12 protein-coding genes and 1 tRNA gene are annotated in these 13,298 nt (G+C 60.5%); 8 read left to right on the top strand and 5 right to left on the bottom strand.

Annotated elements, in window-relative coordinates:
* Positions 1–5: 5 nt before the first annotated feature.
* From VGY55_24620 to VGY55_24630, 3 genes are all read left to right on the top strand, one after another.
* A complete protein-coding gene (locus VGY55_24620; protein HEV2973174.1) occupies positions 6–1,622 on the top strand; it encodes a multiheme c-type cytochrome in 1,617 nt (538 codons plus the stop codon).
* Positions 1,619–3,130 (top strand): multiheme c-type cytochrome, encoded by a 1,512-nt coding sequence (locus tag VGY55_24625; GenBank protein HEV2973175.1) that lies wholly within the window; start codon positions 1,619–1,621, stop codon positions 3,128–3,130. The genes VGY55_24620 and VGY55_24625 overlap by 4 nt, the downstream gene beginning before the upstream one ends.
* A 260-nt stretch (positions 3,131–3,390) precedes the next feature.
* Positions 3,391–3,717: a hypothetical protein gene (locus VGY55_24630; protein HEV2973176.1), complete on the top strand. Its 327-nt coding sequence runs from the start codon at positions 3,391–3,393 to the stop codon at positions 3,715–3,717.
* A gap of 149 nt (positions 3,718–3,866) precedes the next feature.
* On the opposite strand, the gene VGY55_24635 is transcribed toward VGY55_24630, so the two are convergent.
* The 3 genes from VGY55_24635 to fliW all read right to left on the bottom strand — a co-directional run bounded on the left by VGY55_24635 (position 3,867) and on the right by fliW (position 7,191).
* Positions 3,867–6,218 (bottom strand): flagellin, encoded by a 2,352-nt coding sequence (locus VGY55_24635; GenBank protein HEV2973177.1) that lies wholly within the window; start codon positions 6,216–6,218, stop codon positions 3,867–3,869.
* Between the two features lie 260 nt (positions 6,219–6,478).
* Entirely contained in the window at positions 6,479–6,736 is a 258-nt protein-coding gene (gene csrA / locus VGY55_24640) for a carbon storage regulator CsrA (protein ID HEV2973178.1), read from the bottom strand.
* Between the two features lie 17 nt (positions 6,737–6,753).
* Positions 6,754–7,191: a flagellar assembly protein FliW gene (gene fliW, locus VGY55_24645; GenBank protein HEV2973179.1), complete on the bottom strand. Its 438-nt coding sequence runs from the start codon at positions 7,189–7,191 to the stop codon at positions 6,754–6,756.
* A gap of 412 nt (positions 7,192–7,603) precedes the next feature.
* On the opposite strand from fliW, the gene VGY55_24650 reads away from it, so the two are divergent.
* From VGY55_24650 to VGY55_24665, 4 genes are all read left to right on the top strand, one after another.
* Positions 7,604–8,452, top strand: coding sequence for a hypothetical protein (locus tag VGY55_24650; protein ID HEV2973180.1), 849 nt, complete (start codon positions 7,604–7,606; stop codon positions 8,450–8,452).
* 144 nt (positions 8,453–8,596) lie between these two features.
* Positions 8,597–9,721, top strand: a complete 1,125-nt coding sequence (locus VGY55_24655) for a DegT/DnrJ/EryC1/StrS family aminotransferase (GenBank protein ID HEV2973181.1) — start codon at positions 8,597–8,599, stop codon at positions 9,719–9,721.
* A complete protein-coding gene (locus VGY55_24660; protein HEV2973182.1) occupies positions 9,721–10,254 on the top strand; it encodes a GNAT family protein in 534 nt (177 codons plus the stop codon). Before VGY55_24655 ends, VGY55_24660 begins: the two co-directional genes overlap by 1 nt.
* Entirely contained in the window at positions 10,251–11,237 is a 987-nt protein-coding gene (locus tag VGY55_24665; GenBank protein HEV2973183.1) for a GDP-mannose 4,6-dehydratase, read from the top strand. The genes VGY55_24660 and VGY55_24665 overlap by 4 nt, the downstream gene beginning before the upstream one ends.
* A gap of 131 nt (positions 11,238–11,368) precedes the next feature.
* Here the strand turns inward: VGY55_24665 and VGY55_24670 are convergent, their stop codons facing one another.
* Positions 11,369–12,100 (bottom strand): SDR family oxidoreductase, encoded by a 732-nt coding sequence (locus tag VGY55_24670; protein ID HEV2973184.1) that lies wholly within the window; start codon positions 12,098–12,100, stop codon positions 11,369–11,371.
* Between the two features lie 225 nt (positions 12,101–12,325).
* Here VGY55_24670 and VGY55_24675 point away from each other — a divergent pair.
* Positions 12,326–12,399, top strand: a tRNA-Ile gene (locus VGY55_24675).
* A gap of 190 nt (positions 12,400–12,589) precedes the next feature.
* Here the strand turns inward: VGY55_24675 and VGY55_24680 are convergent.
* Positions 12,590–13,123: a hypothetical protein gene (locus VGY55_24680; GenBank protein HEV2973185.1), complete on the bottom strand. Its 534-nt coding sequence runs from the start codon at positions 13,121–13,123 to the stop codon at positions 12,590–12,592.
* Between the last annotated feature and the right edge of the window lie 175 nt (positions 13,124–13,298).

Below are 13,298 nucleotides of genomic sequence, written 5' to 3' on the forward strand. Positions count from 1 at the left end.
AGATCATGCGGTGGTTATTCGCAGCGATTGTCGCGGCGGCCACGATGGCTTTGGCCGCTTGGCTCGCTGCCGCCGACTCGACTCCCGCACCAATGGCTCCGGAAACGATCTCGTCGCCCAGTCCCACGTCGCACCCGACCGATCCCGCCTCTGAAACGACCGCATCGATCGCTCGACGCTTTCTTGGTGTCAGTTCCTGCGCCTCAGTGGCGTGCCACGGCGGCCCGATCTCGGCCGATCCGAGCGCCAAGTGGCGCAGTTCGTATACCGTCTGGGCCACGATCGACAAGCACAGCCGCGCGTTTTCCGTGCTCTTCGAGCCGCGCTCGAAGCGAATTGTCCAGTTGCTCGATCATCTGCCGAGCGTCGATCAGGCTCGGCCGTATCAGGAAGAGCGCTGTCTGGCCTGTCATTCGACCGGCCAAAGTTTCCAGAAGACGGACACCAGCATTCTGGCCGACGGCGTCGGCTGCGAACTCTGCCATGGCCCGGCCCAGAATTGGCTCAAGAAACACACGGAGCGAGCCTGGCTCGATTCTCGCGCCGCCAAGTTCGAGCCATTGCCGGACATGACCGACACCCGCGACCTGCTCCCCCGAGCAATGGCTTGTGCGAAATGCCATGTCGGGTCACGAGAGCCAGGCCAGCCGGCCCGCGACGTGAATCACGACCTGATCGCCGCGGGCCATCCGCGGCTCGATTTCGAGTTCCACGCTTATTCGGGCGTAATGCCGAAGCATTGGACGGATGAACCAGGAAAGAAACCAAACTACAAGACCGATCGCGAGACGCACGCCGCGGCCTGGGCCATTGGCCAAGCGGTCTCGGCGGAGGCGGCGCTTAAGCTCATCGCCGCTCGCGCGGTGGCGGACAAACCGCAATCGGTTGCTGCCGCGAAGACATTGCCGATCGCCCGCCATCCCGAATTCTCGGAATACGACTGCTACGCTTGCCATCATGAACTCAGCAGCAAGTTCCCCAGCAGCCGCCAGGCGCTTGCCCGAATGGATCCCAGCCATCATTCGCCTGGATCATTGCCGAGGAGTACGTGGTATTTCACATCTCCCCAACTGCTGAGCGACGCCCAGTCCGGGTTAGCACCGGCGGGCCAACTCGCGAAATCGCTAACCAAACTCATTGGCGGCACGTGGTCGCCGGACGATCCGTCGACAGCGGATCAAAATGTCGCGGAATTGGCCGCGTCCATGCGCCATCTGGCCGAGGCAGAAGCCAAAGCGTCATGGGACGAATCGATGATCGACCGGCTACTAGCCCGCGCGACCGATGTTTCCACACTCGCGCCGAATTGGGACAGCGCCGCGCAGCGGTTCCTCGCGATCGAGGCGCTGTTGGCGGCGCGGCGCGAGTTGCCTTCGCGATTGGGTCAAGCCGCGTCGGCCGAAGAACTTGAGATCGATCAGGCGCTCGGAGAAATTCACAAGCTCCTCGAATTCCGAATTGACGCCAGCACGGGGTCGAGCGAACCCGTCAAAGGGGCAACGGATCACGCCGCGCCGCGGATTGACAGCCCGCGCGGCTACGATCCGCTCGCCGTGCAACAGGCATTTTCTCGAGTCTTCGCGGCCATCGGCAAGACGCTGCGCGTCGGGGAGAGTAAATGAAATCGCGCCTCGCGCTAGTCCGACCTGGCATCGCCGCGGCGCTAGCGCTGCTCGCGCCGGCCGCTTGGTTCGGCTTCGGGCTGGGGGCCGGAGCAGACGGTCAAGGTGTCCCCGCACTCAATGCCGCAGAGAAGCCGGAATCGCCGTCGGCCCGATATATGGGGACCGCCTCCTGCTCGCTGTGCCACGACAACGGCTCCCCTCGATTCCCTACCGACCTGGTCAGTCTAAACGAGTATCACATCTGGGCAGCCGACGACAAGCAAGATCGCCACGCCGCCGACGTGCATCATTTGGCATATAAGGCGCTAGTCGGCCCTCGGGCGAAGGAAATCGAGCAGGCAATGGGGCGGCCCGACGGCTGGGCGACCACCGCCGAGAGCGGCTGCTTAAGTTGCCATTCCGCGAACCTGCACGCCAATAATTGCGATCACTCACTAAATATCCCGGTGGAACTCGCGCAAGGGGTCGGTTGCGAGGCCTGCCACGGCCCGGCATCGCTCTGGATCGACAAGCATTGGAAGCGCTCCGAGTGGCGCGACGACAAGCAGCTTTCCGCGGAGGCGAAGCAAGATCGCTACAAGTTGACGAACGTTCGCGATCCTGTCGCGCGGACGGAGCTTTGCCTTTCGTGCCATCTCGGCAATAGGACGGAGGGAAAGTTCATTACACACGAAATGTTCGCCGCTGGCCATCCGCCGCTGCCGCCGTTTGAAATCGAGGCGTTTCTAGACAACATGCCGCGACATTGGCGGCCCGCCGCGGAAAAGCCGCCCGACGCGCAGGCGTATCTTGGCTTTCGTCCGCTCGAGCGAACGCGGGCAGTCGTCTTGGAAGGATTGATCGAATTACGAGCTTCAATCCGATTGCTCGCCGAACAGACGAAGGAGTCCCGGCCTCCCAACGCCGAGCCGAATCGCGGCGTGTCAGATTTCGCGCTCTACGATTGCGCCGCCTGCCACCACGAACTCATCATTCCGAGCCAGCGGCAGGAGCGAGGCTACAATGACTTCGCTCCCGGCCGGCCGGCGCTGCGCTATTGGGCTTTGCCACTGGCCGAGCTTGGCCTGGGCGCCGTCAAGCCGGATGATGCTGCGTCAGATCGGACAAAGCTCGAAGCGATTCTGTCGCCACTGGCGGCCGCTGCAAACGAATCACCGTTCGGCCTGCCGGCTGCGATTGGCGCTGCGGCGCACAAAGTCGCTGCCGAACTGGACAAGTCGATCACGTCACTCGCGGCGAAAGATTTTGACACGGCCAGCGCCAAACGGATGCTCGCTCAGGTGTGCCGAATTGGCAGCGATTCGCCGCTGGATTACGATTCGGCGCGGCAAATGACGTCGGCGATCGAGGCAATCGTTGCCGATTTGGGAGACAAGCTCGACACAAACTCCGTCGCAGCGGCCGAGTCGCTCTTGCGTGGGACGTCATTGACCAACACTTCGGGTTTCGACCCCGAAGACTTCCGCGCCAAGCTCAAAAACCTCGCCAATGCTTTGGCACATTAGTCATCGCCATCCGACAGGTCAACGCGGTGCGATGCGCGCCACTCGAACGAGTATCACGGAACCCGGGACGTCAGTTACGAGAAAGAAGGGATTGGATTGCCACGAATGCCGGAGATTGGCCCATGAATTGCAGATCAACTCTTCCGGAATTTGATGTCGCCTCGCGGGACTTGATGACATGCCCGCGCGGCTCGATACGAGAAAACGAGGGTCCGTCGATGTATTGCCCAACTGAGTGCGTACCGCGCGGAGCGCCTTTGGTGCTGGCTCGACAGCGACTAGTGCAGATTTCGCAGATTGCTCGCGAATCGCGGGGGAGCGACGTTATTTGTCGTCACTGGCCGAACTCGCGTTTCGACCGGATTGAGCGGCTCGCTTCCACGCTGCTGGAATCTCCGCCTGCCGACCTAACGGCGATGGCGATGGACGAACTGGAACTGTTGCGCAGCGCGCTCCACAGCAATATGTCGCGATTTACGGACCTCCTGGAAGACGTGCACGACAAGCCGGATTGGCGCTTGGCCTATTTATGTTATTTCGTGCCGTTTGCGCTGGCGGTGCTCTGCGACGCGACCTGGGGAAAATAGTAGCGGCCGGGGACTGGGGGCTCGAGACGCGCAGGCGGAGCCTGGACTATCTTCCAGTCAAACGCGCCGGTGCATCGGTTCGAAAAAAACCGGCCCGCCGATCACGAGGAGCGGCGGGCCGGCGGTTTATTGAGTTTCGCTGGCGACGACTAGAGGTTCTTGAATAGGGCCAGCACTTGCTGCGGGGCCGAGTTCGAGATCTGCAAGACCGAGGTGCCCGATTGCACCAGGATTTGCGCCCTGGTCAGGTTCGCCGTTTCGACGGCGAAGTCGGCGTCCTGAATGTTGCTCTGAGCGTTCGTCAGGTTCGAGACCGTATCGGTCAAGGTATTGATGTTGGTCTGGAGCGTCGTCGATTGGAAGGCGCCGAGTTGACCACGCAGGCTGGCGACTTTCGTGATCGCTTCACTGACGACGGCGGCCGCGCCGGTCGTGTCGGTGGTCAAACTCTTGTCTCCGCCGGAACGAAGCTCGTAGAGGGTTCCGGACACGCCGCCGAGCGTTGTGGTGCTAACGCTGGGGATGCCGAGGCGAGCCTGTTCTTGCGAGACTACATCGGGACCGAGCTGGAAGTTCGCCCCGCCACCGGTGATCGAGAAGTTAAAGCTGTCTCCCGAGGCGAAGTTCGCGTTCACCGAGAAGCTGAGGTTCAGCGTCGAGGTGTTGAGCGAGGCCGCCAGCCCATTGCCGTTCGCCTCAACGCCGTTGATCCGGGCCTGAATGTCCGTTCCGACGTTTCTGGTCGAGGCGGTGTGGTCGGCGAGATGGGTCGAGAACGATCCCGACAGGGCCTTGGCCGACACGAAGGCGGCCGATCCATAGTCGGTCGAATCGAGCTTGAGCTGGCTGCCGGAGATCGTGGCGGTTACGCCGGTCGAGTCACTGACCTGATTCACGGCCGTCTGGAGCTGGGCCAGCGTCGTGCCGGCGCCGAAATTGAACACCTGGAATCCCTTGTCGCCGCCGATCTGCAGGATCGTGTTCGAGGCCAACGGGCCGCCGGAGTAAATCAATTGGCCTTGCTTCGCCTGTTGATCGACGTTGACTAGCACGCCGACCGAAGTGCCAGTCCCAAAATCGGCCTGATTGATCTGGAGATCGGAGATGGCCGCGCTTCCCGTGGCGCCTCCGGTAGTGACGTTGGTCAGCGTGCCCGCGGCATTGCTGCCCAATCCTCCGCCCGCAGTCGCGGCGCTGAACGTTCCGTTGGCGTTGATTGCCGAAATCAATTGGCTTGTCGTGGAATTGGCATTCGAGTGGATCGTCAACGTGTTGGTGCCGGCGTTGTACGAGGCGGTTTCGTGCCCCGTCGCCGCGTTCTGATTGATGACCACGCTGGTGTTGTTGAATGCGGTCCCTCCGGTGACGGCGGTCAAGTTGATTTCGTTGTTGTACGCGCCCCCGGTCGTCACCGCTGACGTTGTGCCGGCCTGAACCGGATTCGTGCCGGCGCTGGTAGTGCTGCCGCTGAATACGCCGGTGGCATTGATCGCCGCGACGATTTGAGCGGTGGTGGACGCGGCGTTCGAGTGGATCGTCAACGTATTGGATCCAGCGCTGTAGGCGGCCGTCTCGGCGCCGGTTGCGGCATCGTTCGTCACCGTGACGTTCGCATTGTTGTAGGCCGTACCCGCCGCCGATGCGGAAAGTACGATCTGATTGTTGAAGCTGCCGCCGGCGGTCGTGCCACTACCCGTGCCGACCGTGCCGGCATTGGCCACCACCGCGGCGAAGGCCGAATTGGCACTGGCGTTGGCTGCCACGGCGGCGACCACGCTCGCGGCGGTCGCGGCGCTGTTTGCGGTTATGGTGAGGGTCTTGGCGACCGAATCGTATGCCGCGGTGGCCGTTGCGCCTGAGTTGCCGGCGACGTAGTCGATCGTGACGCCGTTGTTGCCGTAGCCGTTGCTCTTGGCAGTGAATGTCACCGAGCCACCGCCCGTGCCCACGACCGTTGCGGCCGCGGCCGCATCCGAGGTCCCTCCAAAGCTGCCGGTGGCTTCGACGTTAAGCTGTGTGCCGATCGTGCCGGTCGCTTTCGGATCGACGGTGCCGGCCGAGGACGTGAGGAAGTCCAAGCTGCCGTCCAAGAGGCGGCGGTTTTGGAACGAAGTGGATTGCGAGATGCGGTCGATGGCCGCCAGGGACGAATCAACCTGCAATTGATTGGCCGCGATTTGGTCGGTGCTCAAGGCGCCGGTGTTGGCGGCGTCGCTCACCAACCCGCGAATGCTGTTCAACAAAGTGCTGACCTGGCTGAGCGCGCTGTCAGCGGTCGAAATCAGCTCGTTGGCCTGCTGGCTATTGGTGATCGCTTGATTCGTGCTGTTGATATCGCTTTGCAACACTTGGCTCGCGATCAGGCCGGCCGGGTCGTCGGCGCCGGTGTTGATCCGCAAACCAGTGCTGAGCCGAGTGAGAGCTTGCTGCAATTGATTGTGCGACCGCGCCAACGCCGTTTGGGCGACCAAGGAACTGACATTTGTGTTAATTCGGCTCATCTCTGAACACCTTGGATGGTAAAAGGGTGCTTTGGATCGTCGCGCAACTTGATCGCCGACAAGAGCGATCTAGGGGGAGCTATCGACTATTCAAAATGAGGGCTTTAGGTAAAATAAGGAATTCCACCAATCCTGCACTCCAGAATCTATTTCGGCAGGCGAATTGGCAAAGACCAAATAAAACAACCCTCTTGGGTGTGTTGCAAACTGGTCCGCCGCGCGTGCGCGCCGCGCTAATCGCTACAAACGAGAAAGTCGGCTCAGCTTTTCCCGCTTGGCCCGGGCTGAGGGCGATCGCCGGCGGGTTTCCCCAAGGCCTGCGTATCCCTCGGTTCCAACCGGCTCGCGCGGAGGTTTTCGCGCTGAATCGCGTCGTAGACCTCCTGGCGGTGCACGGGGATTTCCGCCGGGGCGTTGATCCCTAGCCGCACCTTATCGCCGCGAATATCGACAATCGTGATGACGATGTTATCACCGATCACGATGCTTTCGTCGCGCTGTCTCGACAACACAAGCATCGGTGGCTCCTTCCTAACTACGCGGTCTTAAGCAAACGACGCGTGACGTTTAGTTCGTATTGAATCGGATAATCGTTGTTGGCAATCACCTGTCGCCCCAAGTGCCGCTGGAGGTTGACCACCAGCGGGGCTTTAAGGTTTAGGGTGATTGTGCCCTCGTTCTTGCCGACGATGACCAACACTTGGGCCTGCCGCGGCTCGGTCAGTTCGAGCGGCGCAAGTTCACTTCGCGACACGCGCAATTGGTAGCCTGCCACAAACCGACGTGGGCTAATCACCGCCACCGCGATTTCGCGACGCGCCGTGCTCTGCAGCCAACCCAAGGCATCGTTCTCGGCATCCGCCAGCAAGACCCATTCGCGGCAATCCTCCAGCCCGAGGATTCCCGCGGGAAAGAGAAGCCGATCATTGGCGCCGACTTCGAGCCGACCGAAACGAGTTGTGTTGATCCACATCTTCTCTGCCTCCGTGCAAATCGGGTCCTCCTGACCATGCATTGACTACATCGGACGTGGAGGCGATTACGGAAAAGAAAATGTCTCGGCAATATACGAAGTTAGGGCGGTCCGGCACGGCCCCACCACTGTTCGCCTCGGCATTGCCGTTTCAGACGACATAAACCGAGGAATTGTCCTGGGCCTGCCGCAATCCGTCCCACACCACGGAACGCCACGGAGGTCGTTCCCTGCAACTCGGCGGCTACGCCGCCTGTAGGGAACGGGCCTCCGTGCCGTTCCGACTCCGCGGAGTTCCGTCTCCGTGCCGTTCCGAATATTGCCGAGCGGCGCGAATGAACTTGCTGAAATGGCGAGAATCCATCAAGATCGGCCCAGCCGACAAGCTCAATGCGCGAAAAGGGAACTTCGGATGAATGATCTGACCATCTGCTCGGTCTCGTTTCACAGCGGGCTGCATCTAGCCGCCAACTACGATTTGACTCGCGAAATCAATGGCGATGTGCGCTGGATCGTCGCGCAAAACGGCCCGGTGGAAGACCTCCCTCGATTCACCGTGATTCCCGGCGCGATCGCGCCGGCGAGCATCGGCCCCGGCAACCAGAACATCAAGGCCGCCAGCTACCATCACGCCCTGGGGCTCAATGCCACATTGCCGCACATCAAGACGCGGTTCGCGCTGTTTCTCGATCCCGACTTCTTCGTCGTGCCGCCGCTGGCTCTAATCCTTGATCACATGACCTCTCAGCGGTTGGCATTCTTCGGGGCGCCCTACGCCATCGATCCCAACAAACCGCGCCGTCAAGACTTCCCGTGCGCCTTTTGCATGTTCGTCGACACGGAGCAAGTCGACGTCGCCAAATTCGATTTCATGCCGGACGTATCCCGTCTGGACGTCATGGCCGACACAGGCTTCCAGATTTGCACTCGATACAGCAACTCGCCGCACGACGTGGCGCTCCCTTCCTACTCGGCCGGCCCAACACCGTATCGCCACACGACGCGCCAGTTGAGCGACATCTGCAAGCACCAATTTGCCAAGGCATCGACCGACGCCTATTTTTGGGAGGATAAACTTTTCGGCATCCACTTGCACATGAAGCTGCACATTAATCTGCTGACGATCGGGAAATTCGCGACCAAACTTGCTGCGAGGGCCGACTTGCAAACCGTGCGGCAAATCGTCACCACCGCCCGCGGCCATTGGGACCTAACGGCGAACTCGTCGCCCAGCACACGATCCGCGTCCGACGCCGCGTAAAACAGTTTGATTAGGGCGCGCTGTGCGCGCCAAATCCGCGTGGAATTCAGTTCTTGTGTAAACGCCTCGCCAAACTTGCACCCGTCGGTTCGCAAGCGAACCGGCTAACGAACGACCACTGGCCTCCGACCTCCGACCTCCGCCGTGCTTCCGCTCTTCAAAGTCTTCGTCGCCCCGGAAGCCAAAGAGCTGGTCGAACAGACTCTCTTCTCGGGCTATATCGCCCAAGGCCCCAAAGTCGATGCCTTCGAGCAATTGCTCAGTGAGCATTTCGCCAATGAGCGGATCTGCACGGTCAATTCCTGCACCTCGGCGATCCATCTCGCGCTGCATCTGATCAAGCGCGAATACGGGCTGCCGGATGCCGCCGAGGTGATCTCATCGCCGCTCACCTGCGCGGCGACAAATTTTCCCGTGGTCGCCAATCGCCTGGCGATCCGCTGGGCCGATGTCGATCAGCGTACGCTGAACATCGATTTGGCCGATGTCGAGCGAAAGCTGACTTCCGAGACCCGAATTCTATTGTTCGTCCATTGGGGAGGTTATCCGATCGACTATGAGCGACTGAGCGAAATCAAGGCCCGATATCGCCGCCGCTATGGGCAAGACCTGATCGTCGTCGAAGACTGCGCCCATGCTTGGGAATCTTTTTACCGCGGCAAGCGCGTCGGCGCGGTCCAAGACAACTTCGCCTGCTTCAGCTTTCAAGCGATCAAGGCCCTGACCACATCAGACGGCGGCCTGCTGATCGCCCCTTCCGAGGGGCTCTGTCGCCAGGCTCGATTAGCCCGCTGGTTCGGGCTGGATCGTGACAACAAGCTCGACTTTCGCAGCAGCCAAGACATCCCCGATTGGGGCTTCAAGTTCCACATGAACGACGTGGCGGCGAGCATCGGGCTGGCGAATTATCCGCACGTCGCCGGCTTGGTCGCCCGGCACAAGGAAAACGCCCGCGTCTACTATGAGGAGCTGCGCGACCTGCCCGGGCTGATGCTTCCTGAGCGCCGCGAGGGATTCGATTCCTCCTACTGGCTGTTCACGATTCGAGTGGCTGATCGGCCGGCGTTCGTGCGCTCGATGGAAAGCCACGGCATCCAAGTGAATCAAGTCCATGCTCGCAACGACAAATACGGCGCTTTGGCGGAGTTTCGCGCCGACTTGCCGCAGATGGACCAGATCGCCGATGATATGATTTGCATTCCGGTTGGCTGGTGGCTTGGCGACGCAGAGCGGCGGCACATCATCGATACGATCAAGCGAGGCTGGTAATGCCGGACGAAATCTGGATCAAGCCCGCGGAGCTGGCCGACGTTTCGCAGATCGTCGCCCTGCGCAACGATCCATCGACGCTGCTGCACCTGCACGACGCGAATCAATACAACGCGGCGCAAACGGAAATGTGGCTCCGCGGCCTTCCCGCCACGTCGAAGCGCTATTCCGTCTTCGAGTGGCTCAATTCGCCGAGCGTCCCGGTGCAATGCGGGGAATTCGTCGGGCTGGTGCGGATCGATCGCATCGATTCAATCAATCGCAACTGCGCCGTCGGCCTGGACCTTGTCCCCCAGCACCGCGGCAAGGGGCTCTCGGCGAAGGTGTATGCCTGGCTGTTGGACTATCTCTTCCACCAGCTCAACATGCACATGGTCTACCTCGAAGTGCTCGAATCGAACGAGCGGGCGATCCATGTTTACGAGCGGCTCGGGTTCCGCGTCGATGGCCGGCTGCGGCAGCGGATTTTTCGCAACGGGACCTATGAAGACTCGATCCTGATGTCTCTGCTACGGAGTGAATACGAGTCATGAGCAGTGTTCTGGTAACGGGGGGCGCCGGTTTCATCGGCCACCATCTGATCGAGCATCTCTTCAAGAACACCGACTGGCAGATCGTCTGCCTCGATCGGCTCGACACTTCTGGCAATCTCAACCGGCTCACCGAAATCCTCGACGGCACGCCCGACTATAAGAAGCGATTCCATTTCGTCTGGCACGATTTGAAAGCGGCGATCAATAGCCAGATCGCCCATTCGATCGGAAAGGTGCGGCATATCTTTCACTTGGCGGCAGGATCGCACGTCGATCGGAGCATCGCCGATCCGCTGTCGTTCGTGTACGACAACGTGGTGGGAAGCGCGCATCTGCTCGACTACGCTCGGCATGTCGATTCGCTGCAATCGCTCGTGAATTTCTCGACCGACGAAGTTTTTGGCCCTGCCCCGCACGGCACTTTTTACGCCGAATGGGACCGTTACGACTCGACGAATCCTTATTCAGCCACGAAAGCCGGCGCGGAAGAGTTGGGAATTGCATTCGCCAACACCTACGGCCTGCCGGTGATCACGACGCACTCGATGAACGTGTTCGGCGAGCGGCAGCATCCGGAAAAGTTCGTCCCGATGTGCATCAAGCGGATTCTGCACGGCGAGAAGCTGCTGATCCATTGCAACAAGGCCAACGAGCCGGGAAGCCGGCACTACATCCACGCCCGCAACGTCTCCGACGCGGTGCTATTCCTGGCTGAGAAGGGCCAGAAGCGCGAGAAATACAACATCGTCGGCCACAAAGAGGTGAACAACCTGGAGATGGCCCAGTTCATCGCCGACATTCTCGGCAAGCCGCTCAATTGCGAGCTGATCGACTTCCACTCCAGCCGCCCCGGCCATGACCTGCGCTACGCCCTGAAGGACACCAAGCTCAGCGGCCTGGGCTTCGAATACAAAGTGAGCTTCGACGAATCGCTGCGCCGCGCCGTCTGGTGGAGTTTTACGAACAAGCGCTGGCTCGAGTAATGACGAATGTCTAACGTCGAATGACGAAAGAATGACGAAGCACTAATGACGAATCGCAAGCGGATTTGATCTTCTTAGTCATTCGTGCTTCGTCATTCTTTAGACATTCGTCATTCGTCCTTCAACATTCTTCAAGCATACTCTTGCGTCGTCGGCTTGATGACCAACTCGGCCACGTGCGCTCGCGGCGGCAGGCAGGCGATCATCACCACGGCCGCCGCCACGTCCTCGGCCTGCAAGATTCGCGCGCGATGCTCGGCAGTGACCGGCGTCGGCCGATTGTCGAGGATCGGCGTATCCACCTCGCCCGGATAGATATTCGTCACGCGGATGCCGTTCCGCCCTTCTTCATTCGAAGCAAATGTGCCAAGCGCCGACATCGCAAACTTCGAGGCGGAATACGCCACGCCCCCCAGCCGCAACGCTCGCTTCCCCGCGATCGACGAGATATTGATCACCAGCCCGTCGCGCCGCTCGCGCATCTGCGGCAGCACCGCCTGCAAGCAGTTGAACGCCCCGGTGGCATTGATCGTCACGAGCCGGTCCCATTCCTCGGACGTCGTCTCGGCCAACAAACGATGCACGACATTCAGCCCCGCCCCGTTCACGAGAATATCGATTGGCCCGAGCTTCTCGGCCGCCCATTGAAACAGCCGGGCCACGCTCGCCCGATCGGCCACATCGACGGCGTGCGTCAAGAGCGGCATCGCCCCGCGATATTTCCCGGCCGCCTCGCGCAGCTTCTCCTCGCGCCGTCCAGCGATCGCCACCCGGCATCCTTCATCAGCCAGCGCCGCGGCAATGCCAAACCCGATCCCAGTCGCGCCGCCAGTGACCAGCGCCGTTTTTCCCGATAGTTTCATGTGAAATGATCGTGCGAGTGCTCGGTCTCGTTAAGCGGTTCACTTGCGAACCGAAGTGTCCGTGCGACGTAACGACGAGCGCCGTCGTTCCGTCCGCCACGTTCACCCATTCATACACCGCCCCGCGGCACATCGCAACATGCGTCGCCCGCTCCCGACCTCATCCTTCATCCTTCACCCCATCCCTAGCCCCGCGACCCCCGACCCTTGTATAACCACACTATCGGGGCCGTAGCTCAATTGGTTAGAGCAGCAAACTCATAATTTGTTGGTTCCTGGTTCGAGTCCAGGCGGCCCTACTCGCGTGAGGCCGGCACGGCGGCCGGCCGATCGCCACAGTTGAATTCACAACCGATTCAACCACGGCGGCCTATCGTTTCGGCCCGGCGTTTTGCACGACGTTGACAACGACCGGCCGGCGCTCTTTGGCTTCAGTTGCCTTGACGACGCGCCGAGCGTGAATGATGCGGGGGATTCCATTGCACAACGTCAACAGCGGGCTAATAACCAAGCCAGAAAACATACGCCCGAACACCCGCCGAGTACGGTAGCGCAGACAAGGACGCAGCCGACACCCCCGCCAGCATACCGCTCGATGAGTTTTCGGTACTCGTCATGACCGAGACCTTTCATGCCCGCCGTGTCGGAACGGTCTGCCCAGCGAATAAAGAACCACTCTGCCATAGCGTCGTGCTTGCGCTTGATAATTCGCAGGGATACTTCGCGCATGATCCTGTTCAGTTCCGGCGAGTAATTCGCGTTACCGGCACTATAGACGCGGAACGTTTTCTCCGAATCGTTGCGAAGTAACCTCCATGTTTTCGCGAATTGGTACTTGTTATGGCAGCCAAGCACGATGTCAGAAAGCGCTCTGAAATCTCCCTCAAGACCGAATTGCTCAATGCCGCGAACCAGCTTGTTTTCGTCATCCGAGAGCGAGGCTAACCAGACATCGGGGGCGGGGGTCCAGTGCTTCCGAGTCCTTTCAAGGAACTCCGTGGCGACCGAGTATATGTTCGACATAATATTGGCCGCTAGCTTTTCGTTTATTCGCGGAGCAATCGGCGAGAGTGCGCACCCATCGGCGAGACCGAATTCCGGCCGGCTAACGTAACTCCAAGCAACTGTCGGGACCGTCGTTGAACGAAGTTAGGCTACGTAGTCGGCTCGCCGCTTGATGCTCCGGCCGGCGGTTGCT

It is taken from the genome of Pirellulales bacterium, from assembly GCA_035939775.1.
Classification (GTDB): Bacteria; Planctomycetota; Planctomycetia; order Pirellulales; family DATAWG01; genus DASZFO01.

Bases quoted from the DNA above. Each gene is read 5' to 3' on its own strand.
- VGY55_24620 (HEV2973174.1), top strand. From the start codon at position 6: ATGCGGTGGTTATTCGCAGCGATTGTCGCGGCGGCCACGATGGCTTTG.
- VGY55_24625 (HEV2973175.1), top strand. From the start codon at position 1,619: ATGAAATCGCGCCTCGCGCTAGTCCGACCTGGCATCGCCGCGGCGCTA.
- VGY55_24635 (HEV2973177.1), bottom strand. From the start codon at position 6,218: ATGAGCCGAATTAACACAAATGTCAGTTCCTTGGTCGCCCAAACGGCG.
- csrA (HEV2973178.1), bottom strand. From the start codon at position 6,736: ATGCTTGTGTTGTCGAGACAGCGCGACGAAAGCATCGTGATCGGTGAT.
- fliW (HEV2973179.1), bottom strand. From the start codon at position 7,191: ATGTGGATCAACACAACTCGTTTCGGTCGGCTCGAAGTCGGCGCCAAT.
- VGY55_24650 (HEV2973180.1), top strand. From the start codon at position 7,604: ATGAATGATCTGACCATCTGCTCGGTCTCGTTTCACAGCGGGCTGCAT.
- VGY55_24660 (HEV2973182.1), top strand. From the start codon at position 9,721: ATGCCGGACGAAATCTGGATCAAGCCCGCGGAGCTGGCCGACGTTTCG.
- VGY55_24665 (HEV2973183.1), top strand. From the start codon at position 10,251: ATGAGCAGTGTTCTGGTAACGGGGGGCGCCGGTTTCATCGGCCACCAT.
- VGY55_24670 (HEV2973184.1), bottom strand. From the start codon at position 12,100: ATGAAACTATCGGGAAAAACGGCGCTGGTCACTGGCGGCGCGACTGGG.
- VGY55_24680 (HEV2973185.1), bottom strand. From the start codon at position 13,123: ATGTCGAACATATACTCGGTCGCCACGGAGTTCCTTGAAAGGACTCGG.